Below are 23,566 nucleotides of genomic sequence, written 5' to 3'. Positions count from 1 at the left end.
ATTCCGACGCCCCCACGACATCCCTCGCCCGCCCGACCACGAATCGCCCGTTGATCAGCGGTTCCCTAAGTGACGCAGCGACTGGATCAGGAGATCTTCGGCGGCGCCAACCCGAAAACGGGTTTGCCGTCCGGCGAGCCGCCGCGGCACCGCTTCGTGCCCAACCTCTTCGCGCTCTTCCTCTCCCTCGCCGTCGTGCTCGGGGGTGGGTATGCCGTGTGGAAGGTCGCCGCACCGACGATCAGCGACTTTGTGGCCACCGATGACTATCCCGGCCCCGGCTCCGGGTCGGTCGACGTGGTCATCAAGGACGGCGACACCGGGCGCGCGATCGCCGCGACGCTGGTGCGCGCTGGGGTCATCAAGACCTCGAGCGCCTTCGTCAGCGCATCCAGCGACAATTCCGATCTGGCCAAGAAGGTCCAGCCGGGGACCTACACGATGCTCAAGGGCATGAAGGCCGCCGACGCGCTGGCCCTGATCGCGGACCCGAAGAACCGCTCGGTCAAGCGTGTGACAATCCCTGAGGGCTTGTGGGCGAGCGAGATTTTCGAGCGGCTTTCGAAGGGGACCGGGGTGCCCCTCAAGGACTACACCGCGGCTGCGAAGGATGTTGAAGCGCTTGGCCTGCCGGCCGCAGCCAAGGGCAAGGTGGAGGGCTGGCTCTTCCCGTCGACCTATGAGTTCGGCCCCAAGGCCACTGCCGCCGAGCAGTTGAAGACGCTGGTCGATCAGGCGGTCAAGGTCATGAAGGCCGAGAAGATCCCCGAGGACAAGTGGGAAGAGACGATGATCATGGCCTCGATCATCGAGGCCGAGGCCGGGTCGAGCAACGACCGGCGCAAGGTCTCGCGGGTCTTCTGGAACCGTCTGGAGAACCCCACGGCCGAGACGGTGGGGATGCTTCAGTCCGACGCTACTGTCTCGTATGGCGCCAAGCGTCGTGCGGTCGCGCCGACCATCCAGGAGCTCGAGGACGAATCGAATCCCTACAACACCCGCGTCCACAAGGGCTTGCCCCCGGGACCGATTTCAAACCCCGGCAAGGACTCCCTGGATGCGGCAGTCAAACCCGCCAAGGGCGACTGGCTCTATTTTGTCACGGTGAACCCGGACACGGGGGAGACGAAGTTCTCCGAGACATATGCCCAATTCCTTGAGGACAGCAAGGAGTTCGAGGCATGGTGCGCCGACAACCCCAAGGCGAAGTGCTGACGTCTCACCCTTGACCTTCCCTCATGCCTACGGCCCTGGTTCTCGGTGCACCGATCGCGCACTCGCTCTCTCCGGTGCTGCACCGGGCGGCCTATGCCGCTTTGGGGCTGAGCGATTGGAGGTATGACGCGGCCGAAGTCGACGAGGCGGCTTTCGTCTCCTTCGTGGCAGGCCTCGGGCCGGAGGTTCGCGGACTATCGCTGACGATGCCGCTGAAAGAGGTTGCCTTCGAGGTTGCCGAAACGGTCAGCGATCGTGCGCGGCTCGCCGGGGCGATCAACACCCTGGTGCGGACGCCGACCGGCTGGGCCGCGGACAACACCGATATCGCCGGGATCGTCGCCGCCTTGAAGGCGGCGCTGCCCGACGACCTGCGCGACCTCGATCTGGTCCATCGACGCTCGCGGCGCACCGGCCTGATCGTCGGCGCCGGCGCCACCGCTCGGTCGGCGATGATCGCGCTTGCCGAACTCGGCTGCGTGCGCGTCACCGCCGCCGCCCGCAACCCCACCAAGGCCCTGGCATCTCTCTCCGCGCTCGCGGATCGGCTCAACCTGGAGTTGACGGTGAGAGATTTGGACTACTGGCAGGAGTCGAAGGCCGGCTTCATCGTCTCGACCGTCCCGGCTGCTGGGGGAGCTGTGGCCGCGGAGATCCTCGCCCGGCACCTGACCAACCTTTCCGGCGTCCGCATGCTCGATGTGGTGTATGCCGATTGGCCCACCCCCCTTGCCAGCGCCTCGCACGCGGCCGGCGCCACCGTCGTCAGCGGCCTCGACATGCTCGTCCACCAGGCCGTCGAGCAGGTCGAGTTGATGACCGGCCGCCGACCCGACTGGCGCGATCTGATGGAGGCTGGACATGCCGCCGTCGCCGCGCGCTGAGCGTGCGAGGATTTCGGGCATGTTGCGTTGGTTGACCGCGGGCGAGTCCCATGGCCAGGCTCTGGTCGCGACGATCGAGGGGCTGCCGGCCGGTGTCGAGGTGACGACGGCCGCCGTCGGTGCCGCGCTCGCGCGGCGTCGGCTCGGGTTCGGCCGGGGCGCTCGGATGGCCTTCGAGCAGGATGCCGTGACCTTCCTCGGCGGGGTGCGGCACGGCTCCAGCCTGGGCTCGCCGCTGGCGATCATGATCGGCAATAGCGAGTGGCCGAAGTGGCAGACCGTGATGTCCGCAGACCCGGTCTCCGACGATGCCTATGCCGCGTCCGATGACATCAACGCGCCCCAGGAAATCGGCCGCAATCGCCCCCTGACCCGGCCCCGCCCCGGCCACGCCGACCTCGTCGGTATGCAGAAGTACGGTTTCGAGGACGCCCGGCCGATCCTCGAGCGCGCCTCGGCCCGCGAGACGGCGGCGCGGGTCGCGCTCGGCGAGGTGGCCGCGCGGCTGTTGGCTCAGGCATACGGCATCCGCCTCGTGAGCCACACGATCTCGATCGGGACGGCCTCGGTCGGCCCGGAGGCGGCCCTGCCGACCCCTGACGACGTCGAGGCGCTGGACGCCGACCCGGTGCGCACGCTCGACGCGGCTGGTTCCGTCGCGATGATCGCCGAGGTCGAGGCGGCGAAGAAGGATGGCGACACCCTCGGCGGGATCGTCGAGGTCGTCGCGTATGACGTGCCGCCGGGCCTCGGCTCGCACGTGCACTGGGATCGCCGGCTTGATGCGCGCCTTGGCGCCGCGCTGATGTCGATCCAGGCGATCAAGGGCGTCGAGGTCGGAGACGGCTTCGAGACGACCCGCCGCCGCGGCTCGCAGGCGCATGACGAGATGGAGCGCGATGCCGAGGGCGTGATCCGGCGCCGCACCGGCCGCGCCGGCGGCACGGAGGGGGGTATGTCGAGTGGCGGGCTGCTGCGCGTCCGCGCGGCGATGAAGCCGATCTCGACCGTGCCGCGCTCGCTCGACACCGTCGACATCGCTGACCCTGATGCGGAAGCAAAGGCCATCCACCAGCGCTCCGATGTCTGCGCGGTGCCCGCCGCCGGTGTCGTCGCCGAGGCGATGGTCGCGCTGGTGCTGGCCGAGGCCTGCCTGGAGAAGTTCGGCGGCGATTCGGTGGCCGAGACCCGCCGGAATTTCGAGTCCTATCTCGCGGCCATTCCTGCGGAGATGCGCTCGTGGTGACCCCGGTCGCCATCCTCATCGGGCCGCCGGGGGCTGGCAAGTCGACTGTTGGGCGGCGCCTGGCCGCGCTTCTTGAGGTCCCCTTTGACGACACCGACGCGATCATCGAGCGCCGCGAAGGCCGGGTGATTTCGGACATCTTCGTCGACTCCGGTGAGCCCTACTTCCGCGACGTCGAGCGGACGGTGGTCCTGGAGACGCTCGGCAAGCACGGGGGAGTGCTGGCCCTCGGCGGCGGCGCCGCGATGGACCCCGAGGTGCAAGACGCGCTGGCCGGCCATTCCGTAGTCTTCCTCGACGTGGGGATCGCCGACGCGGCCAAGCGCGTGGGCTTCGATCAGAGCCGACCGCTGCTCTCGGTGAACCCGCGGGCCAGCTGGGTCGCTCTGATGAACACCCGCCGCCCGACCTACGAGCGGCTGGCCACCCATCGGGTCGACACTGCGGGCCGGACGGTGGACGCGATCGCCACCGAGATCACGGCGCTGCTCGCCGGGGCCACCGGGAGCGCGACGTGACCGTCCGGGTGCGGGTGGGCACGGCATACGACGTGCTCATCGGGCACGACCTGCTGGACTCGGTCGGCGACCTCGTGCCGCCCGCCGCCACGCGGGCCCTGGTGGTGCACACCGGACGGCTGCCGGCGGTGGTCTCGGTCGTCCGGGAATCTTTGCAAGCCAAGGGTGTTCGCGTTGTCGATGGTCTCGTACCGGATGCCGAGGCAGCCAAAACGATTGAGGTCGCGGCTGGCCTGTGGGGGCTGCTCGGGAGCGAATCCTTCACGCGCACCGATGTCGTCGTCGGCGTCGGGGGCGGCACGGTCACCGACCTCGCCGGCTGGGTGGCGGCGGCGTGGCTGCGCGGCGTCGGCTTCATCAATGTGCCGACCACCGTGCTCGCCATGGTCGACGCGGCCGTCGGCGGCAAGACGGGCATCAACACCGCCGAGGGCAAGAATCTCGTCGGCGCCTTCCACGAGCCGCTCGGGGTGATCTGCGATCTCGACGTGCTCGCCGGCCTGCCCGGGGCGGACTTCGCGGCGGGTATGGCGGAGGTGATCAAGGCCGGTTTCATCGACGACCCGCGCATCCTGGAGATCCTCGAAACCGATCCCGCAGCGGCGCGCCAGGTCGGACCGCACACGCTGGAACTCATCGAGCGCGCCGTCGCGATGAAAGGCCGCGTCGTCAGCGCCGACCTGCGCGAGGCGGGCTTGCGGGAGATCCTCAACTACGGACATACGCTCGGGCACGCGATCGAGCAGCACTCGGCATACACCATGCGCCACGGGGAGGCGGTGGCCATCGGGATGGTCTTCGCCGCCGAACTCGCCCACCGCTCCGGCCTCATCGATGCGGCTCTCCTGCAACGACATCGCGACATCCTCACCGCCGCTGGCCTGCCCACGAGGTATGCCGATGCCCCCCTCGATGACCTGCTGGTCGCGATGGGTCGGGACAAGAAGACCCGCGGCTCGACCTTGCGATTCGTCGTCTTGGAGGGACTGGCCGCGCCGACCCGACTGGTGGGGCCGAGCGAGGATCTGCTGCGGGCGGCATACGCCGCCTTGGCCTGAGCCCTGTCAGGGATGACCGATGTGCGCGAGGCGGGACTTGAACCCGCACACCCGAAGGCACCAGAACCTAAATCTGGCGCGTCTGCCAATTCCGCCACTCGCGCGCGAGCGACAACTCTAAGGCAGAGACTGCGGTGCGCCCACGTCGGATAGGTTGGGCGTATGACGAGGCTCGAACCCGGCACGCCTGCACCCGATTTCACCTTGACCGACCACACGGGCAAGCAGGTCAGCCTGCACGACTTCCGCGGCCGCAAGACGATCGTCTACGTCTACCCCAAGGCCATGACGCCCGGCTGCACCACCCAGGCCTGCGATTTCACCGAGTCTCTGGACCGGCTGCGCGGGGAGGGGTATGACGTCATCGGCATTTCGCCGGACAGCCCCTCGGCGCTCGCAAAGTTCCGTGAAAAGGACGGCCTGGGCATCGTGCTGCTCAGCGATCCGGAGAAGGAGATGCTCACGGCATATGGCGCGTTCGGGGAGAAGAAGAACTACGGCAAGGTCGTCCAGGGCGTCATCCGGTCCACTTTCGTCGTGGACGAGGCGGGCACGCTGACGCACGCGTGGTACAACGTCAAGGCCACGGGACATGTCGCTAAACTGCGGCGCGACCTCGGGCTGGATTCGTAGCGCGCCGGGCAGACCAAGGAGAACCCATGAGTGAGAAGTCTGTCGAGCAGTTGCGTGCCGAGATCGCCGCGAGCCGGGAGCGCCTGGCCGGGACGATCGATGAGCTGACGACCCGCGCGGCACCGAAGGCGTTGATGCAGCGTCAAGGCGAGGCGGCCAAGCAGCGCTTCGCCGCGGCGACGACCACGCCGCAGGGCGATCTGCGCACCGAGCGGCTCGCGGCCGTTGCGGCGGCCGTCGCGGTGCTGCTTGTCGTGCGGTGCATGTTGCGCCGCCGCGGGCACTGACCACGGTGGCCAAGAACCGGACCGGGGAGGGCGCCGAGGGGCTGCCGATCAAGATGCTCCACGACCGGCTGCTCGTCTCTGTCGAGGGCGAGCATGGCGAACGCCGTTCTGGCGGAGGCATTCTCATCCCGGCCACCGCGAGTGTCGGCCGCCGTCTCGCGTGGGCCGAGGTGGTCGCGACCGGCCCGAGCGCCCGGCAGGTCGAGATCGGGGACCGGGTGCTCTTCGACCCCGAGGAGCGCGCCGAGGTCGAACTCGGGGCCAAGGCCTACATCCTGCTGCGCGAGCGCGACCTGCACGCCATCGCCGCCCGCCGAGTGCAGGGCGAGGGGCATACCGGCCTCTACCTCTGACCTCACGGGCCGCCCGCGCTCAGGCGATGGGTATGCCGAGTCCCTCGACGATCTCCGCGCCCGGCAGGTCCGCCAGGGCCGAGCCGGTCACCAAGAGTTTGCTGCGCCGAAGGCCGCTGCCGATGACGACAACCTCCTGCGCGAGCAGCCGCTCGTCGATGAAGATCCGCCAGCCATCGGGCAGCCCGACGGGGGTGATGCCGCCATACTCCATCCCGCTCTCGCCGACCGCGCGATCCACGGGTGGAAGGACGCCTTGCGCACATCGAGCCGGCGCTTGGCGAGGTTGTTGACATCGGCTCGGGTGTCCGCGCCGACCACGCAGGCCGCGATCCGCTCCTCGCCGGCGCGCGAGCCGGAGATGACCACGCAGTTGCCGCTGCCTTCGGGCGGTATGCCGTAGGCCGCCATCAGCGCCTCGGTGTCCGCGAGGTCGGGGTCGATGTCGATCACCGCGATCCGGCCATCCAGGCCCGGGTGGCGCCGCAGGCAGTCGAGCGTGGCCGGCGCCAGGAGGTCCGGGTGGTCCAGTGGGGGAAGGGAGTCGGAGCGACCGGGGAGGGCGGGCAACGGCATACGGCCGAACCTATCTCGGAAGGCACAATGGGCGGGTGCGTCGCCTTCTCCCTGTCCTGCTCACTCTCGCCCTCGCTGTCCTCGGCCTGCCGCTGACCGCGAGCGCTCACTCGCAACTGATTTCATCCTCCCCGGCGGCGGGCGAAAAGCTGGATCAGGCGCCGACGGAGGTCGTGCTGACCTTCTCCGAGGAGATCCAGGCGGGTCTGAGCCAGGTCACAGTGACCGACGGCGAGGGCCTGCCGATGACGGACGGCAAGCCGGTGGCCGATGGCGCCACGCTGACGCAGCCGCTCGGGCAACTGCACCCGGGGGCGTACACGGTCACCTACAAAGTGGTCAGCGCCGACGGGCACCCGATCAGCGACGCCATCAGCTTCACCGTGACCGAGAAGGCGACCTCGACGGCGAGCAGCAGCTCCTCGTCGTCGGCCACGAGCAGCACCACGTCCACGACGACCTCGACAACCCCGGAGGCGACCATGACCACGAGCGCGACCACCACGTCGGCCACGACGGAGGACGACGGCTCGGGTGGGGCTGGGATGGCCCTGGTCGTCGGTCTCGGCGTGCTGCTGATCGCCGGCCTCGGCTGGGGCCTGCGCGGCCGCCGCGGCGCCGATTAGGCCCGCCACCGCTGACGTCGCGCCCGAGCGCTCGCAGAGCCCGGACGTGGGCCGGCATAAGCGATTTCGTGACTGTGCCCCGACGGTGCTAACGTTCTTCCTCGCGCGCCATTAGCTCAATTGGCAGAGCAGCTGACTCTTAATCAGCGGGTTCGGGGTTCGAGTCCCTGATGGCGCACTAAACCAGTCGAACCGGCGTCGCCGCCGGCCACACGCATGGTGGGCGTAGCTCAGCAGGTAGAGCACCTGGTTGTGGTCCAGGATGTCGCGGGTTCGAGCCCCGTCGCTCACCCCAAACGGGTCAGGTGTGAACTTGCGACCAAGGGTCCGCCCTTGGTCGCGGTTCCCGCCTGGCCCATCTTCTTCGCCTCGGCGGCCCAGCTCAGGGCGTCGGCATGGAGGCCGGACAGGCTCAGCCCGTCGTACGGGTTGCGGTAGCCGACGCGCACGTCGTTGTCCTCGTCGATGTAGATCGCCTTGAACAGCGCCTGATTGATGAGACGCCGGTTCGCGTCGTCGGCGTGCTCGTAGATGTCGGCGGCGTTCGACAGCAGTTTCAGGGAGTCGTCGAGGTTCTCTCGCGCAGCGGCGTAGTGGCCGTGGTGCGCGCTGATCCGGTGCTCGATCGTCTCCAACGACGCGGTGATCCGGTTCTGCTCCTTGCGGCCGAAGACCTCGCCAAACGTCTACGGCTCCTGATGGACGTCGCCGTTGCCGAGTCCGGCACGGAACCGACCTACTCGCAGATCGCCGGCTACCTCCATGAACGAGGCACCAACCTGTCGCGGTCGCGCTGGACATACATGGTCAACGGCCACCGCTACGTCCAAGACCCCGCCGTCTTCGAGGGGCTCGCCGCGTTCTTCGACGTGGACGCCGCCTTCCTCCTCGGCGAAGACGGTGCGGCCACTCCCGAGAAGGTCTCTGCGCAACTTGATCTCGTTCGGTCCATGCGTGCCGCGAAGGTCAAGTCTTACGCAGCCCGCACTCTCGGCGACATCTCGCCGAAAGCACTCCACGCCATCACTAAGTTTCTGGATGAGGAAATGACACCAACGCCTGAGCACTGACCGGGTGTCGCGCAAGGCGAAGCCGATACCGGTCGCTGCTCCCCACTGAGAGGGGCGAACCGTGAATACCGAACAGACCGTATCGGCGGCCGTGGCGGGCCTTCGGCTCGGTGGTACCTTCACCTTCGACGAGCTCCTCCGCTCTGTCCAGGACCAGCGGCACCGCAGACTTCGGGTCATTGAGCTGGCTGATCTTGATACCCACGACGGCCTCTGTGCGCTCTGGCTGGCAACCGATACCGACGACCTCGTGCTCCACGCCCACACTGACTCGACACTCCACAGACAGCAGTTCATCCTCCACGAACTCGCCCACATGATCCTCGGCCATTGCGAAGGCGATGACTGCACCGTCGACGAGGCGCAGCTGCCCAATATCCCGCCGTACACCCGTGGACGCCTGCTCCGGCGGCAAGACCTTGACAGCGAAACTGAGATCGCAGCCGAGTCCCTCGCCGACAAGCTCGCCGCCGGCATCCGAGGATCAGTGTTCGCAGAGTCGGCCTTCTCGGAGATATTCGGATGATCCAGATGCTCGTCGCTACGCTCATGTGGGCGCTCGTGGCGAGCCTGCTTATCTTCCGCCGCAAACGCACCGACAGAAGTATCACCCGCGCCGCCTTCACCATCGCCATCGCGATGACCTTGAACGTCGATGGAATCTACACGGTCGTCGATCCGCTCCTCGGCGGCACGAACATCGCGACGCTGATCGCGGACGCCCTGCTAATGACTGGGCTGTTCTTCCTCGGACGCGGCGTCATGAAGTCCGGCAAGTACCGGCCCAGGCTCGTCCGCGCCGCCGTCAGCGCGCCCGTCCTGCTCGTCGCGCTACTCGCGATCACGGCAGCATTCCTGTTCATCCATCGCGGCACCACCACGACACGATTCATGAGTGATCTCGGCGCGCAACCAGCAGCAGCGGTCTACTCGATCATCAACTTCAGCTACGGGGCACTTGTCATCGCGACGATGCTCGTCCTCGCCACACGGCAGTATCGCGACAGCGCCGGCATTCAGCGCCTGCCCGCCGCACTGTTGAGTCTGGGATCAGCGTTTGGCGTCGCGCTCTGCCTTGCCGTGATCGTCCTGGACACCGCCCACGCAACCGGCCACCTCCACCTCATGCACGCCATCCAGGCCGCCTATGATCCGCTTTCCGTCCTCACCTTCCTGTTCCTCTGCGCTGGGTTCGCGGTCCAGCCGGCCGTCCGCCGCGCCCAGCACCGCTCCCGGCGTCGGCACACGATCTCGTTCACGGCGCAGTTGGAGCCACTCTGGCTCCGGGCGACGCTCGCACGGCCCGGGCTGAGCCAGGCCGACCCCCTCGCCGCCAACAGCGAAGACCCCGAAGGGCACCTGCACCGAGTGATCGTCGAAATCCGCGACGCGATGATCGACCCACGAATCACCTTCGCCACCAGCACCGACGACCGCTCCCTGCTCGAACGCGCCGAGAGTCACCTCGTCGGAAACGACACCGCCGTCGCGACGCCGTTGCACGTTCGGAACGTCGAGGGTCGGGAATCGTGATCGGCCGCATCGCCCTCGGTGGCGGGATCGCCACGGCAGCGGCTGCCGTGGCCGGGTGGAGCATCGCGCGGCGGGTCACCGCACCCGTCGGCCCACGAACGTTCGACCTCACCATCCGAGGAGTCGAGTACGACGACGACGACCTGATCGTGGTCAACCGCACCGAGCAGACCACCGCACCCGGCATCTACAACCTCTGGTTCGAGCACGGCGGCTGGGCGCAACTCTCCACCGAGGTCATCGATCGCGGACCCACCCGCGTCGCCCGCAGGATCACAGGCACTGCACCTGGCCTCACACCGAAGGACGGCGACCGTGCCTCATGGAGCGGCATCTACTTCGCAACCCCAGCCTATGCCGGGCTCGACGCACGCGACATCACCATCACCACCCCGGCAGGATCGTGCCCGGCCTGGCGCATCGACGGCGACCCTTCGACCTGGGCGATCCACATCCACGGCCTCGGCAGCACCCACGCCGGCACATTCCGCGGCGTCCGCGCCGCAACCGAGCTCGGCCACACCTCACTGGTCGTCAGCTACCGCAACACAGTAGAAGGGCCACGCGTTGGCACCGGCCGATCAACCCTCGGCCACACCGAGACCGCGGACGTTGACGAGGCCGTCGGATACGCCGTCCGACGAGGAGCCCAACGAATCGTGCTCTTCGGCTGGTCGATGGGAGCCGCCATCGCCCTCCAGCTCGCCGACCGGCCTCGACACGAAGGGCTGATCGCCGCGCTCGTCCTCGACTCACCAGTCCTCAACTGGACCGAAGTCATCAAGGCCAACTGCGCCCACAGCGGACTGCCCGCCGCAGCCGGGCACCTCGCGATCCCGTGGCTCACCATCGGCCCGCTGGCTCGCATTGCAGGTTTGCCGGGCCGCATCCCGCTTCGGTCATTCGACTGGACCGCACGGACCGCCGACCTCGCCACGCCGACTCTGATCCTCCACGGCACCCGAGACGACTCTGTGCCGATCCGGCTCTCACGAGCACTACTAGACGCCCGTCCCGACCTCGTCGAGCTGGCGACCTTCGACGCCGGCCACACCCTCTGCTGGAACACCGACCCCGACCGGTGGCGGCAAGCGGTGACCACATGGCTCAAGGCGCGTGCCCCGCGCTGATCGGCCGAGCGGAGGCCCGCTCTCCGCACCCATCTCGTTCGGCCACGCCCGGAGAAACCCCACTCAAGCCGTACCTCCGCCGGTATCATCGTGAGTGTTGGCCTGCCCGGGGCCTTAGAGCGAGGGAGGACCAACGTGGCTGAGCCGTGGCTGTCCGCAGACGACATCGCCGCCCACCTCGGGGTCACCAAAGACACCGTCTACACCTGGATCGCCGAGAAGGCCATGCCCGCCCACAAGGTCGGACGGCTCTGGAAGTTCCAAGCCAGCGAGATCGACGACTGGGTGCGACGAGGTGGAGCCGCCGCCGACTCCGAACCCTCCCCGCCAGGGTGAGCGCCTCGCTCACACCGAGCCGCCGCTGACACTTTGTCGGTGGCACCCCATATCCTGATCCACTGCCCAAAACCGGAAGGAGGCACCTCGTGACAGAAGCGACGACCGATACGACACTGACGCTCGCGACGCTTCGCGCGGGCCAACGCCTCCGCGGACTAGTGCCCGGGCAGACGGTCACCCTGATCGCCATCGATCCCATCGACGCCGAGCTCTTCGAGGTCTTCTACCGTGATGACTCCGGTCGCAGCGGCGCACGCGCGATCACCGACGCCGACGCGGCACGCTTCGAGGTCGCTGGCGACTTCGACTCCGCTCCCGCCTACGATGCCGACCCGGACGAGTTCCGGCTCGCCGCCGAGGCGCTGCGGATCAAGTACGCGGCGCTGTACGACCCGATGGTCGCGGTCAACAGTTCAGACGTTGACCCCCTGCCGCACCAGATTCGCGCCGTCTACGAGGAACTGCTGCCGCGTATCCCACTGCGGTTCCTGCTGGCCGACGACCCCGGCGCGGGCAAGACGATCATGGCCGGGCTGTACCTGAAGGAGCTGATCCTGCGCTCGGACTGCGAGCGCGCCATCATCGTCGCGCCCGGCGGGCTCGTGGAGCAGTGGCGCGAGGAACTCAGCCAGAAGTTCGACCTGCGCTTCGAAATCTTCAGCCGCCAGATGGTCGATGACGCCCAGGGCCGCAACGTCTTCGCAGAGCACCCGTTCCTGATCGCCCGCATGGACCAGCTCTCCCGCAGCGAAGACCTGACCGAGCAGCTTGGCGAGGTCACCTGGGATGTCGCCGTCGTTGACGAGGCCCACCGCATGTCCGCCCACTACTCCTCCTGGGCGGGCGAGGTCGATGAGACCAAGCGCTTCAAACTCGGACGCCTGCTGTCGGAGACCGCGCACAACTTCCTGCTGATGACCGCAACCCCGCACGCGGGCAAGGAAGAGGACTTCCAGCTGTTCATGTCGCTGCTGGATCGCGACCGCTTCGAGGGCCAGTACCGGCAAGGCGTGCATCGCACCGACACCGACGGCCTGATGCGCCGCATGGTGAAGGAAGACCTGCTCACGTTCGAGGGCAAGCCGCTGTTCCCCGAACGCAAGGCCTACACCGTCGAGTACGAGTTGAGCCCGGCTGAGCGGGACCTCTACGAACAGGTCACCGACTACGTCCGCACCGAGATGGGGCGCGCCGAGCGGATCGCCCAGGCCGGGGACAAGAAGCGCGGCAACAACGTCGGTTTCGCCCTCACCGTGCTGCAACGCCGCCTCGCCTCCAGCCCCGAAGCGATCCTGCGCTCTCTAGAACGACGCCAGCAGCGCCTCGACACGAAACTGCGCGACATGCAGCGCATCACCGACGACGCACGCTTCAGTACCTCCATCGCCTCGCACATCGACAAATGGACCACCGGCAAGACCACGCTCGACTTCGGAAGCGACGCGCTGCCCGCGTTCTCGGTCGATGACTTCGAGGACTTCGACGAAGAGACAACCGACGAGGAACGCGCCCAGTTCGAGGAACAGGCAGACCAGGTCGTCGATCTGGCCACGGCCGCGCAGACGATCCCTGAGTTGCGGGCTGAGATCGCGATTCTCGAAGACCTCATCAAAGTCGCCCGGCGCGTCCGGCTGCAAGACGATGACAAGAAGTGGGTGCAGCTGCGCACCATCCTCGACGAGCAGCTCCTGACCCACGACGGCTCCGGCGATGCACGCAAGATCATCATCTTCACCGAGCACCGCGACACCCTCGACTACCTGCAAGCCAAGATCACCGCCCAGTTCGGCCGCGCCGATTCGGTCATCACGATCCACGGTGGCACCCGCCGCGAAGACCGCAAGCTCGCCCGCGAACGCTTCACCCACAACCCCGACACCGTGGTCCTGCTCGCCACGGACGCCGCCGGCGAAGGCCTGAACCTTCAACGCGCGCACCTGATGGTGAACTACGACCTGCCGTGGAACCCGAACCGCATCGAGCAGCGCTTCGGCCGCATCCACCGCATCGGCCAGCGCGAGGTCTGCCACCTGTGGAACATGGTCGCCCGAGACACCCGCGAGGGCGACGTGTTCACCCGGCTGCTGGCGAAGATCGAGCAGATGTCGATCGCCTACAACGGCAACCTGTTCAACGTGCTCGGTGACGCCGACGCCTTCCAAGAGCGTTCGCTGCGTGACCTGCTGATCGAGGCCATCCGCTACGGCGACCAGCCCCAGGTCAAAGCCAAACTCGACCGGATCATCGACGCCGGCGTCTCCCACGGCCTCGACGAGATGCTCGCCGAGCGCGCGCTCCATCCCGAAATGTTCTCCGCGCTCAACCTCGACGAAGTCCGGGCACGCATGGAGAAGGCCCGAGAGCGACGCCTCCAGCCCGGCTACATTGCAGCCTTCTTCCTCCCCGCGCTCACACGGCTCGGCGGGCGCATCCGCAAGCGAGAGAACGGACGCTATGAGATCACCCGTGTCCCGGCCCGCGTCATCGACACCGCACGTCGCCTCAACCGATGGGCACCCGTCGCTGAACAGTACGAGCGCACCACCTTCGAACTCTCACGCATGCACCCCGACGGGCTCGCCGAGGCCTCCCTCGTCGCACCGGGCCACCCGCTGCTGCACGCAGTGATCGAGGCCACCATCGACGACCTCGGCCCCACCCTCAAGCAAGGCACCGTGCTGGTCGATCGGCGGAGCAAGCAGACAGATGCGCCGATGCTGATGTTCAGCGTCGAGCAGCGCATCGAGAACACCGCAGCCGACGCCGACACCGTCTCTCACCACTTCGACTACCCACTCCTCGAACAAGACGGCACCGTCACCGTGTCCGCAGCACCTCCGTACCTCGACTACGACCGCCCCGACTCGACCGAGACCGAAGCCATGGCTGAGATCGCAGGCAGCGACTGGGCGCGGCAGAACCACGAGAAGCTCGTGCGCTCTTGGGCCTACCGTGAAGGGCTCCAGCCCCGCATGGACGAGATCAGGACCCGCCTCGACATCGAGACCGCGCGCACCCGTGCGCAGGTGAAGGATCGCCTGCTGGCCGAGATCAACCACTGGGATCGAGAACACAACCGACTCGAAGCACTCGAACGAGGAGGCACCGTCGGCCGGCTCCGCGCGGAGACCGCGCTCGTGCGTGCTCGGCAGCTCGATGAGCGGCTGAGCCACCGGCTCGAACAGCTCGATGAGGCCGCCAACCTTGTTGCCGTACCTGCGGTCATCCGCGGCGCCGCGCTGATCGTCCCCAGCGCACTCCTCGTGAGCGATGCCGAGCCTGAAGCGCAGACGTTTGCCCGCCAGACCGAGGAAGTCGAGCGGCGAGCGGTCGAAGCGGTGCTTGCCGCCGAGCGGGCACTCGGACGGGAACCGGTCGAGATGCCGCGCAACAACCCCGGCTACGACGTCCAGTCCACCGATCAGAGCGGCTTCGTTCACTACATCGAGGTCAAGGGCCGCATCGAGGGCTCCGACACGTTCACCATCACCACGAACGAGATCACGTTCGCCCAGACCCAAGGCGACCGGCACCGGCTCGCCCTAGTCGAGGTCTCGACCAGTGGTGCCGCCAACGACCGGTTGCGCTACGTGAGCGACGCCTTCACCCACCTGGAGCCGTCCGCGACCACCCGTTCCTATAACGAGGTCTGGCGCGACTACTGGGAACGCGGAGGACCACCGCGATGACCCACACCACTGACAGTAACCAGCCCGACGCCAGCGAGGGAAGCCCCGTGACCACCGCACCCAAGAAGAAACTCATCGAAGTCTCGCTGCCACTCGAAGCAATCAACGCCGAGGCATCGCGTGAGAAGTCGATCAGGCACGGGCACCCCTCGACACTGCACCTGTACTGGGCACGTCGGCCGCTCGCAGCAGCGCGCGCAGTTCTCTTCGCTCAACTCGTCGATGACCCGTCATCACGCCCTGACGAGTTCCCGACTGTCGAGGCTCAGGATGCTGAGCGCGCACGACTCCATGCGTTGCTGGAGAAGCTCGTTGTCTGGGAGAACAGCAACGACGAGGCCCTCCTGCGGCAGGCGCGCGAGGAGATTCGCAAGAGCAACAACGGTGACTTGCCCGCTGTGCTTGATCCCTTCGCCGGCGGAGGAGCAATCCCGCTCGAAGCGCAGCGCCTCGGCCTTGAGGCGCATGCCAGCGATCTCAACCCGCTGGCTGTACTAATCAACAAGGCGTTGATTGAGATTCCCCCCAAGTTCCGTGACCGAGCACCGGTCTTTCCGAAGGCCGCAGGAACCAGAAACGCTTGGCAGTTCGCAGAGGGAATGGCGGAAGATGTTCGCGCCTACGGAGAGTGGATGCGCGATGAAGCCCAAAGACGAATCGGCGACTTGTATCCGAAGGTCGTCGCACCCGGTGGCACCGAACACACCGTAATCGCTTGGATATGGGCGAGGACGGTGAGAAGCCCCAACCCAGCGAATCCGATCGAAGTGCCTCTCGTCAAGTCTTGGTGGCTCAGCAAGAAGAAGGGCAAGGAGGCGTGGGTCTATGCCAGTGTCGTCAACGGAAGCGTCCAGTATGAAGTCCGGCATGATCCTCACGGACCCCAGGGGGACGCAGATGGCACTGTGGGACGCAAGGGAGGATTCGCTGTCGGGGACGGCACCCCAATGTCGTTGAACTACATTCGCGAAGAAGGCCGCGCGGGACGCATGGGCGCACAACTCATCGCGGTTGTTGCGGAGACACCTCGCAGTCGCCTCTACGTATCTGCTTCGCCTCTTCAGTCGGAAGCTGCGACCGTGGCGCGCCCAGAGAACGTGCCCGATGGAAAGATCGGTTACTATCCCCGCGACATTAAGACCCAGACGTACGGGATGACCGAGTGGGCGGATTTGTTCACCAATCGCCAGTTGGTCGCGCTCACCACCCTGAGCGACCTCGTCGCGGAGGCACGGGAGCGTGTGCTCCGAGACGCTGTTGTCGCGGGGCTCATGCCTGGCCCAAGTCTTGAGGACGGGGGTACCGGTGCGGAAGCGTACGCGGATGCCGTTGCCACATATCTCGCGCTGGGAGTTAGTCGCACGACTGACTACTCCTCGAACCTCTGCAGCTGGCACAACACTGGAGAGAAGATGCGTAATGTCTTCGGTCGACAAGCAATTCCGATGGCCTGGGACTATACGGAAAGCAACCCGTTCTCATCATCGTCGGGGAACTTCCTGGGCCAAGTCGAGTGGGTAGCAAAAGCTCTCGCTAAGTCTCCGCACTCGGGCACCGGAATCGCCACGCAAGCCGACGCCGCAGCAAGGCAATACTCCGGATTCGTAATCTCTACCGACCCGCCGTACTACGACAACATCGGCTACTCGGATCTTTCTGACTTTTTCTACGTCTGGCTCCGTCGAACGCTTGGCACCATACAACCAAGAGCTGTCGCAACGCTTCAGACACCAAAAATGGAGGAACTGGTCGCGAACCCATACCGCCACGATGGCAAGTCGGGAGCCGAGAGGTTCTTCATCGATGGGTTCAACGCGGTCTTCGCGAAAGTCCGCGAAGGAGCCAACTCCAGCGTGCCACTCACCGTTTATTACGCCTACAAACAGCAGGATGCGAGCGGCGAAGGCACGAGCTCTACTGGTTGGCACACGCTGCTAGGTGGGCTGATTGAGGCGGGGTGGGAGATCACCGCTACTTGGCCGATGCGCAGCGAGATGTCCAGCCGGATGATGTCCCAGGCGAAGAACGCACTCGCGTCGTCGATCGTTCTCGCTTGTCGCCCCCGACCTCTCGACGCACCCGCGACAACCCGACGAGCGTTTGTGGCGACACTCAAACAAGAGTTGCCCGTGGCGCTGCGCACGCTGATGCAAGGTGCAATCGCACCGGTCGATCTTGCGCAGGCGGCTATCGGACCAGGCATCTCTGTGTTCTCCCGCTACTCCCGGGTTCGTGAGGCCGATGGCTCGGACATGACGGTTCGAGACGCACTACTGCTAGTGAACGCGACTCTTGATGAGGTCATCGGAGAGCAAGAGTCGGACTTCGATTCCGACACTCGGTTCGCGGTTAAGTGGTATCGGCAGTACGGCTGGGGCCAAGAGAACTCAGGAATCGCGGATCAACTCGCACGCTCCTCGGACACCTCGATCGGCGCGCTTGAGCGCGGTGGCATCTTCGAGGCGAAGGGCGGCAAGGCACGCCTGCTCCCACCTGTCCAGCTCGAAGGAGCTTGGGATGCAGCAGCCGACGAGCGGGTGAGCGTCTGGGAGGCGACGGTTCGTCTCGCGGCTGTGATGGCCAAGGATGGCGCCGACAAGGTGGCCGAGCTGCTGCCGTCGGTGCAGACGCGCGTGAACCTGGATGCGGTGAAGGAGTTGGGGTTCCTGCTGTTCCATGAGGCGGAGAAGAAGAAGGACACGAAGGACGCAATCCTCTTCAACGGTCTGGTGAGCGCGTGGGGTGACGTGAACGAGCAGGCGCGCGAGTACGCCTCGACGCCGCGCTCGTCTCAGCAGGAGTTCGACTTCGACGAGGACGAGGATTAGGTCTTGCCGGGCAGTCGAGATCAATCCCAGAGCGGTGACGCGTCGGCGCGGCGCTCTGGCGCTGACCTGACTCCGTTCCGGGCTTTCGCGGAGTCGGTCAGCGCCGAGGGCGGCGAACTCGTAGAGCAAGTGTCGGCTCTGATCGACCAGGCGCAGGCGTTCGCGGCCACTCAGGTGGACGCGACGCTCACTCTCCGGAACTGGTACATCGGGCGGATGATCGACGTGGCCGTGCTGCGTGAGGGCCGCGCGGGGCACGCTCAGGAACTTGTTGCCTCGCTGGGGCAACAACTGACTTCCAGGTATGGACGCGGCTTCGACCGGACCAACCTCTACCGGATGGTGCGGTTCTCTCAGCAGTTCGCCGAGCCCGAACTTGTTGCCTCACTGGGGCAACAAGTTAGCTGGACCCACTTCAAGGCGCTACTGCCGTTGGCGAACGCGGAGGCGCGAGCGTTCTACGTGAAGGAGACCATCGACCGCCGACTCAGCGTTCGTGAGCTACAGCACGCCATCGAACGCAAGGCGTTCGAGCGTCGCGAGATTGCCGACTCCCAGATTCCCGAGGGCTCGGGGGTCCCGCTCGACGCCTTCCGCGACCCGATGCTGCTGGACATGCTGGGCCTGGCCGACACCTACTTGGAGCGCGACCTCGAAGCGGCCCTGGTCCACGACATGGAGGCGTTCCTGCTGGAGGTCGGGCGCGGGTGGGCGTTCGTCGAGCGCCAGAAGCGCATGACGTTCGATGGCGACGACTACTACCTCGACCTGCTGTTCTACTCCCGCCCGCTGCGTCGGCTGATCGCGGTGGAGTTGAAGGTTGGGAAGTTCAAGCCGAGCTACCAGGGGCAGATGAACTTCTATCTGAAGTGGCTGGACCGGCACGAACGCCAGGCAGACGAGAACCCGCCCATCGGCCTCATCCTGTGCACCGAGGCGAGCCGTGACCAGATCGAGCTGCTCGAACTACACAAGGACGGCATCGTCGTCGCCGAGTACTGGACGACCCTGCCTCCGAAGGCGGAGCTTCAAGCCCGCATCCAGGCGGTCTACCGCGAGGCGCAGGAGCGGATCGCCCGGAGGCAGCTCACCGCAGCGGCGGAAGAAGACATTGATGAGTAGGGATTGGCCGGCGCTGGGTGCAGCCTCGTCGGCAGCAAGTAGTGGGTTCTAGGAGACAACGATGGCGATGAACAACCGAGATCGAGTGGGCAAGGCTTTCGACCTGCTCTCCGAGGGGCTCCTGGACGAAGTCGATGAGGTCATGACGCGGGCCTACAAGACTGCTGACTGGCCGGCCGCGTGGGCGAAGGAGGATGCCCAGCGCCGGGGCGGGCCGCTGCGCACACTGACCAAGCACGATGTTCAGGTACAGCTCCGCGCGATCACCGAGCAGGGCTATCACTTCAAGGACGTGCTCTCCCGCGCCCAGCAAGGCTTCGCATCCGAGCTGCGCGAGACCCGGAACCTGTGGGCGCACAACGAGCCCTTCAGCTCCGATGACGCATCGCGTGCGCTCGACACGATTGAGCGTCTGCTGCACGCGGTCGGTGCGGTCGATTCTGCAGAGGACGTACGGAAGCTGCGCGTCGATCTACAGCGCACGGTGTTCGAGGATCAGACCCGCAAGCAGGTGAAGCGCACGAAGGTGTCGCTCGAACCTGGCTCCGGGCTGCGCCCGTGGCGTGAGGTCATCCGGCCCCACGATGACGTGGCGCGCGGCGCGTTCACCGCATCGGAGTTCGCGGCCGACCTCCACCTGGTCCACACCGGCCAGGCGACGAGCCCCGAGTACGGCGATCCGGTCGAGTTCTTCACCCGCACCTACCTCACCGAGGGATTGCGCGACCTACTGTCACGCGCGCTGCGACGCCTCAACGGCGAAGCCGGCGCGAGCCCCGTGGTGAACCTGCAAACCAACTTCGGCGGCGGCAAGACCCACTCGATGCTGGCGCTATATCACCTGTTCAGCGGTACTCCGGTCAAGGACTTCCCGCAGGAGCTTCAGGAACTCATCGCCGAGAACGGCAACCCCGACCTCGGCGCGCTCGATGTGCGACGGGTGGCCCTCGTTGGTACCTACCTGAAGGCCGGGTCGCCGATCATCAAGGACGACGGTACCGAGGTTCGCACGCTCTGGGGTGAACTCGCCTGGCAGCTCGGCGGGCGTGAAGCCTACGACCTGATCGCCGAGGACGACCGCGCTGGCACCAACCCTGGTGAAGCGCTGCGCACCCTGATCGTGCGCTACGCGCCGTCCCTGATCCTGATCGACGAGTGGGTGGCCTACGCTCGCCAGCTCGTCACCGACAAGGAACTCCCGTCCGGTTCGTTCGAGACGCAGTTCACCTTCGCGCAGTCGCTGACCGAGATCGTGCGCTCGGTGCCGGGCGTGATGCTCGTGGTCTCGATCCCGGCATCCGACACCGGCACCGACGGACGCGGCAGCGACATCGAGATCGGTGGCGCGAACGGCCAACTCGCGCTCGAACGGCTCCAGAACGTGATCCGCCGCGTCGCCGACCAGTGGCGGCCGTCGAGCAAGGACGAGTCGTTCGAGATCGTCCGCCGACGACTGTTCCAGGCACCGAACGCCGAAGGACTCACCACGATCTCCGCCGTGGCGCGCAGCTTCACGAATCTGTACCGCAACAACACCGCGCTGTTCCCGCGCGATGCCGCAAGCCCGAACGACGACTACGAGAAGCGCATCCGCGCCTCGTACCCGCTGCACCCCGAACTGCTGGATCGACTGTATGAGGACTGGTCGACGCTGGAGCGGTTCCAGCGCACCCGCGGCGTGCTGAAGCTCGTCTCCTCGATCGTGCACGAACTGTGGGCATCGAACGACGCTTCGCCGCTGATCCTGCCCGGCAACGTGCCACTGGATGCGACGACCGTGAACACGGACCTGACGCAGTACCTCGAAGATCAGTGGAAGCCGATCATCGACTCCGACATCGACGGCCCCGGCTCGACCGCGCAGCAGATCGACCTCGACCGCCCCAATCTCGGCCAGCGCTTCGTCACCCAGCGCATCGCACGCACGATCTTCATGGGCGCAGCACCTCGGATCAAGAGCACCCGCAAGGGGCTCGACAAGCAGTACCTCTGGCTCGGCACCGCGGTCCCTGGTGACACGCTCGGGAACTTCGGAAGCGCCGTCGAGCTGCTCGCGCAGCGCTCGACCTACTTCTACGAGGAGCAGGGCCACTACTGGTTCGACACCCAGCCGTCGGTCACCAAGACGGCGAACGACTACGCCGAGCGGCTCCGTGAGGATGTCGAGACGGTGTGGAACGAGATCACCCGCCGCCTCCAAGGAGAGGAGCGCGTGCGCGGTGTGTTCGACCGGGTCCACATCGCGCCATCGTCGTCCGCCGACATCCCCGACCTTGAAGACACACGCTTGGTGATCGCGCACCCGCGGCACGCACGTCGCAAGCAGGACGGCGCCGACTCGGCCGCGCATGCGTGGGTTCGTGACGCTATCGAGAGCAAGGGTGCCAGCCAGCGCATCCACCGCAACACGCTGATCTTCCTGCTCGCCGACAAGAGCGAGCTGGAGAGCCTCGAAGCCGCCACCCGCAGCTATCTCGGTTGGAAGCGAGTTCAGGCCACCAGCGACAGCCTCAACCTGTCCGCGCAACAGCGCAAGCAGACCGACGACTGGGTGTCCCGGCTCGATCAGACCGTCTCCGACCGCATCCGCGACACCTTCGTCTGGGCGGTCTACCCCGAGCAGTTCGACCCGACCAAGCCGTTCGAACTTGTCGCCGACAGAGTGCCCGATTCCGGCGGGCGTTCCCTGGCCGAGCGCGTCAGCGCCAAGCTCGGGCGCGAGGATCAGCTCGTCACCGACTTCGGCGCGCCGATTCTCGGCGCCACTCTGCATCACGAACTCGGCGCGCTTTGGCGTGACGCCGGCGAGATCACGGTCGGTGAGTTGTGGGGCTACTTCACCCGCTACACGTACTTGCCTCGGCTCGTCCGACGCGAGGTGCTCGACAGTGCCATCGAACAGTCGCTCTCGGCAGTGCTCGTCGACAACGAACGGTTCGCTATCGCATCAGGCAAGGATGCCGAGACTGGCCGCTACCGTAGCCTGCTCGTGGCACCGAACCCGAACACACGGATTCAGGTCACCGACAGCACCCTGCTCATCGAAACCGAGCGCGCCCAGAAGCAGGCTGATGCTGACCGGATCGCGGCAATACGTGAGGCTGCGATGAACGCGGCCTCGACCGACGGCGACTCTGCTGCCGTTGGGCCGGTTGACTTCGTGTGGACGGGCAGTTCGTCCGCCGAGGGCGATGAGCCGTCCGAGGCCGAGTCTGCGCTGGAGGCGGTGCTCGCCCGGTTCTTCGGATCGGTGAAGATCGACTCCGACCGTTACGCCCGCGACATCGGCAACGTGACCCGCGAGGTGATCGACCGGCTCGCCGGCGCGGGCGCGCGGCTCGACATCACCATCGACATCCAGGCCACCAAGCCTGGCGGCTTCGACGAGTCCGAGGTCCGCACCATCGGCGAGAACGCCCGCGTCCTCAAGTTCGACCCCAGCTCCGGCTTCGAGAAGAGCTGAGCAGGTAGCGCATGCATCTGAAACGCATCGAAGTCGAGGGATACCGGGCGTCTGCGAACGCACCGATCGTCTGTGAGCTGAGCGGACGTTTCTCTCTGATCCTCGGTGCCAATGGCTCGGGGAAGACGACGATCAACGAGGCGATCGCGCTGGCTCATCCGCGCAGCTTCCCCCGGCTCGCACCTATCGATGCAACCGCGTTGGGCGCCACGCCGCGGGCGGTTCGCGTCGAGTACGAGTTCGAGGCCGATGCGTCTCGCGAAGGTGCACTTGGTCAGTATCGAAAGCGACAGGGACTCGCAGCACCGCGATGGGGCCGTCCCCTCGAACGCTCGCTCGGTCAGGTTCGCGCGGGGCGGCCCGTCGAGCCGGCCGCCGAGTACGACAGCATTCGGCTCGTGCACCTGCCGGCACTGCGGAATCCGGTCGACGATCTCTCACGGCGAGACGCACGTATCCTCCTCGAACTGCTCCGCGCCGACGAACGTAGACATCCCGAAACCGGCGGGCTTCGATCGTTGCGAGCCCAAGCCGAAGGGATGCTCAGCTCTCTCACCAACCACCCACTGGTGGGGAACGTTGAGGACCGCATCGCCGAGAACCTCAGGATCATCAGCGGCGGAGTCGAGGAGCATCACGCATTTGTCGGGACGCAGACCGTCGATGACACGTACCTCGCCCGCGTGTTCGAGATGCTCGTCGCGCTACTTCCAGACCGCGCGACCGCCCGGCGCTTGCAGGTGTCGAGCCTGGGCTACGTGAACCTGCTTCACATCGCCGTCACTCTCGCTGGCATCCCGGATGCAGGAAGCACGCCGATTCCTGACGATCCGCCGGGTAGCGGCGGAGAGACAGACGACGGCGCAGGGTCGGAGTCTGCGGCGGGCGACAATGAACGTGCCGAGGCCGCACGGGAGAGGCTCGCCCAGGGTCAAGTCCGGGCTGGTGGTGTACGAGGGTGATGCCTTCGAGGTTGTTCGTTAGGCGTTGATGGCG

Annotated in this window: 22 protein-coding genes and 3 tRNA genes; 22 read left to right on the top strand and 3 right to left on the bottom strand. The window is 66.4% G+C overall.

From position 1 onward, the window contains the following. Window positions 1–69 precede the first annotated feature (69 nt). Genes mltG through aroB form a run of 5 tightly spaced genes read left to right on the top strand, consistent with a single transcriptional unit; the run spans window position 70 to window position 4,921 of the window. Window positions 70–1,215, top strand: coding sequence for an endolytic transglycosylase MltG (gene mltG, locus ABD225_RS17410; protein ID WP_344088568.1), 1,146 nt, complete (start codon window positions 70–72; stop codon window positions 1,213–1,215). Between the two features lie 23 nt (window positions 1,216–1,238). After that, window positions 1,239–2,099 carry a shikimate dehydrogenase gene (locus ABD225_RS17405; protein WP_344088565.1) on the top strand — a complete coding sequence of 287 codons (861 nt, stop codon included), beginning with the start codon at window positions 1,239–1,241 and terminating at the stop codon, window positions 2,097–2,099. A 19-nt stretch (window positions 2,100–2,118) separates the two neighbouring features. Continuing rightward, window positions 2,119–3,345 (top strand): chorismate synthase, encoded by a 1,227-nt coding sequence (gene aroC / locus ABD225_RS17400; protein WP_344088562.1) that lies wholly within the window; start codon window positions 2,119–2,121, stop codon window positions 3,343–3,345. Continuing rightward, entirely contained in the window at window positions 3,342–3,863 is a 522-nt protein-coding gene (locus ABD225_RS17395; RefSeq protein WP_425564495.1) for a shikimate kinase, read from the top strand. The genes aroC and ABD225_RS17395 overlap by 4 nt, the downstream gene beginning before the upstream one ends. Beyond that, window positions 3,860–4,921 (top strand): 3-dehydroquinate synthase, encoded by a 1,062-nt coding sequence (gene aroB / locus ABD225_RS17390; RefSeq protein ID WP_344088556.1) that lies wholly within the window; start codon window positions 3,860–3,862, stop codon window positions 4,919–4,921. The genes ABD225_RS17395 and aroB overlap by 4 nt, the downstream gene beginning before the upstream one ends. A gap of 22 nt (window positions 4,922–4,943) precedes the next feature. Here the strand turns inward: aroB and ABD225_RS17385 are convergent. Continuing rightward, window positions 4,944–5,025: transfer RNA gene (locus ABD225_RS17385), tRNA-Leu, on the bottom strand. Between the two features lie 58 nt (window positions 5,026–5,083). On the opposite strand from ABD225_RS17385, the gene bcp reads away from it, so the two are divergent. Genes bcp through ABD225_RS17370 form a run of 3 tightly spaced genes read left to right on the top strand, consistent with a single transcriptional unit; the run spans window position 5,084 to window position 6,194 of the window. Next, window positions 5,084–5,554, top strand: a complete 471-nt coding sequence (bcp, locus tag ABD225_RS17380) for a thioredoxin-dependent thiol peroxidase (protein WP_344088553.1) — start codon at window positions 5,084–5,086, stop codon at window positions 5,552–5,554. A 26-nt stretch (window positions 5,555–5,580) separates the two neighbouring features. Further along, entirely contained in the window at window positions 5,581–5,841 is a 261-nt protein-coding gene (locus tag ABD225_RS17375; protein ID WP_344088550.1) for a DUF3618 domain-containing protein, read from the top strand. 53 nt (window positions 5,842–5,894) lie between these two features. After that, window positions 5,895–6,194, top strand: a complete 300-nt coding sequence (locus tag ABD225_RS17370; RefSeq protein WP_344088574.1) for a GroES family chaperonin — start codon at window positions 5,895–5,897, stop codon at window positions 6,192–6,194. A gap of 19 nt (window positions 6,195–6,213) precedes the next feature. Here the strand turns inward: ABD225_RS17370 and ABD225_RS18800 are convergent, their stop codons facing one another. Beyond that, on the bottom strand, window positions 6,214–6,435 hold the full coding sequence (locus ABD225_RS18800; protein ID WP_425564494.1) for a YbaK/EbsC family protein: 222 nt from the start codon (window positions 6,433–6,435) through the stop codon (window positions 6,214–6,216). A gap of 2 nt (window positions 6,436–6,437) precedes the next feature. Between ABD225_RS18800 and ABD225_RS18795 the strand changes: the two genes are divergently transcribed. The 4 genes from ABD225_RS18795 to ABD225_RS17350 all read left to right on the top strand — a co-directional run bounded on the left by ABD225_RS18795 (window position 6,438) and on the right by ABD225_RS17350 (window position 7,691). Then, window positions 6,438–6,866: a hypothetical protein gene (locus ABD225_RS18795; RefSeq protein WP_425564493.1), complete on the top strand. Its 429-nt coding sequence runs from the start codon at window positions 6,438–6,440 to the stop codon at window positions 6,864–6,866. Then, complete coding sequence (locus ABD225_RS17360; RefSeq protein WP_344088547.1) at window positions 6,806–7,396, top strand: copper resistance CopC family protein; 591 nt, start codon at window positions 6,806–6,808, stop codon at window positions 7,394–7,396. The genes ABD225_RS18795 and ABD225_RS17360 overlap by 61 nt, the downstream gene beginning before the upstream one ends. A gap of 105 nt (window positions 7,397–7,501) precedes the next feature. Beyond that, a tRNA-Lys gene (locus tag ABD225_RS17355) sits at window positions 7,502–7,574 on the top strand. Window positions 7,575–7,615: 41 nt separating this feature from the next. After that, window positions 7,616–7,691: transfer RNA gene (locus tag ABD225_RS17350), tRNA-His, on the top strand. Here the strand turns inward: ABD225_RS17350 and ABD225_RS17345 are convergent. After that, window positions 7,684–8,031 carry a hypothetical protein gene (locus tag ABD225_RS17345; protein WP_344088544.1) on the bottom strand — a complete coding sequence of 116 codons (348 nt, stop codon included), beginning with the start codon at window positions 8,029–8,031 and terminating at the stop codon, window positions 7,684–7,686. The genes ABD225_RS17350 and ABD225_RS17345 overlap by 8 nt on opposite strands. 63 nt (window positions 8,032–8,094) lie before the next feature. On the opposite strand from ABD225_RS17345, the gene ABD225_RS17340 reads away from it, so the two are divergent. The 10 genes from ABD225_RS17340 (at window position 8,095) to ABD225_RS17295 (ending at window position 23,532) form a co-directional block, all read left to right on the top strand. Next, window positions 8,095–8,466 (top strand): hypothetical protein, encoded by a 372-nt coding sequence (locus tag ABD225_RS17340; protein WP_344088541.1) that lies wholly within the window; start codon window positions 8,095–8,097, stop codon window positions 8,464–8,466. A gap of 61 nt (window positions 8,467–8,527) precedes the next feature. Next, a complete protein-coding gene (locus tag ABD225_RS17335) occupies window positions 8,528–8,992 on the top strand; it encodes a hypothetical protein (protein ID WP_344088538.1) in 465 nt (154 codons plus the stop codon). Next, entirely contained in the window at window positions 8,989–9,999 is a 1,011-nt protein-coding gene (locus tag ABD225_RS17330; protein WP_344088535.1) for an MAB_1171c family putative transporter, read from the top strand. Before ABD225_RS17335 ends, ABD225_RS17330 begins: the two co-directional genes overlap by 4 nt. Further along, the gene (locus ABD225_RS17325; RefSeq protein WP_344088532.1) at window positions 9,996–11,129 is read left to right on the top strand and encodes an alpha/beta hydrolase; all 1,134 of its coding nucleotides are present in this window, start codon (window positions 9,996–9,998) and stop codon (window positions 11,127–11,129) included. The genes ABD225_RS17330 and ABD225_RS17325 overlap by 4 nt, the downstream gene beginning before the upstream one ends. Before the next feature lie 135 nt (window positions 11,130–11,264). After that, window positions 11,265–11,465, top strand: coding sequence for a helix-turn-helix domain-containing protein (locus ABD225_RS17320; protein WP_047688041.1), 201 nt, complete (start codon window positions 11,265–11,267; stop codon window positions 11,463–11,465). 89 nt (window positions 11,466–11,554) lie between these two features. Next, entirely contained in the window at window positions 11,555–15,157 is a 3,603-nt protein-coding gene (locus ABD225_RS17315) for a helicase-related protein (RefSeq protein ID WP_344088523.1), read from the top strand. Then, on the top strand, window positions 15,154–17,985 hold the full coding sequence (locus ABD225_RS17310) for a DUF1156 domain-containing protein (protein ID WP_344088520.1): 2,832 nt from the start codon (window positions 15,154–15,156) through the stop codon (window positions 17,983–17,985). Before ABD225_RS17315 ends, ABD225_RS17310 begins: the two co-directional genes overlap by 4 nt. A gap of 3 nt (window positions 17,986–17,988) precedes the next feature. Further along, window positions 17,989–19,107, top strand: a complete 1,119-nt coding sequence (locus tag ABD225_RS17305; protein WP_425564492.1) for a PDDEXK nuclease domain-containing protein — start codon at window positions 17,989–17,991, stop codon at window positions 19,105–19,107. Window positions 19,108–19,168: 61 nt separating this feature from the next. After that, window positions 19,169–22,570 carry a DUF499 family protein gene (locus tag ABD225_RS17300; protein ID WP_344088517.1) on the top strand — a complete coding sequence of 1,134 codons (3,402 nt, stop codon included), beginning with the start codon at window positions 19,169–19,171 and terminating at the stop codon, window positions 22,568–22,570. A gap of 11 nt (window positions 22,571–22,581) precedes the next feature. Continuing rightward, on the top strand, window positions 22,582–23,532 hold the full coding sequence (locus tag ABD225_RS17295) for an AAA family ATPase (protein ID WP_344088514.1): 951 nt from the start codon (window positions 22,582–22,584) through the stop codon (window positions 23,530–23,532). Window positions 23,533–23,566 lie beyond the last annotated feature (34 nt).

The sequence above is a fragment of the Nostocoides veronense genome (genome assembly GCF_039531185.1).
Taxonomy (GTDB): Bacteria; Actinomycetota; Actinomycetes; order Actinomycetales; family Dermatophilaceae; genus Nostocoides_A; species Nostocoides_A veronense.
This window is presented reverse-complemented; position numbering and strand designations above follow the sequence as displayed.

Bases quoted from the DNA above. Each gene is read 5' to 3' on its own strand.
- ABD225_RS17405 (WP_344088565.1), top strand. From the start codon at position 1,239: ATGCCTACGGCCCTGGTTCTCGGTGCACCGATCGCGCACTCGCTCTCT.
- aroC (WP_344088562.1), top strand. From the start codon at position 2,119: ATGTTGCGTTGGTTGACCGCGGGCGAGTCCCATGGCCAGGCTCTGGTC.
- bcp (WP_344088553.1), top strand. From the start codon at position 5,084: ATGACGAGGCTCGAACCCGGCACGCCTGCACCCGATTTCACCTTGACC.
- ABD225_RS17375 (WP_344088550.1), top strand. From the start codon at position 5,581: ATGAGTGAGAAGTCTGTCGAGCAGTTGCGTGCCGAGATCGCCGCGAGC.
- ABD225_RS17370 (WP_344088574.1), top strand. From the start codon at position 5,895: ATGCTCCACGACCGGCTGCTCGTCTCTGTCGAGGGCGAGCATGGCGAA.
- ABD225_RS17340 (WP_344088541.1), top strand. From the start codon at position 8,095: ATGGACGTCGCCGTTGCCGAGTCCGGCACGGAACCGACCTACTCGCAG.
- ABD225_RS17330 (WP_344088535.1), top strand. From the start codon at position 8,989: ATGATCCAGATGCTCGTCGCTACGCTCATGTGGGCGCTCGTGGCGAGC.
- ABD225_RS17310 (WP_344088520.1), top strand. From the start codon at position 15,154: ATGACCCACACCACTGACAGTAACCAGCCCGACGCCAGCGAGGGAAGC.
- ABD225_RS17300 (WP_344088517.1), top strand. From the start codon at position 19,169: ATGGCGATGAACAACCGAGATCGAGTGGGCAAGGCTTTCGACCTGCTC.
- ABD225_RS17295 (WP_344088514.1), top strand. From the start codon at position 22,582: ATGCATCTGAAACGCATCGAAGTCGAGGGATACCGGGCGTCTGCGAAC.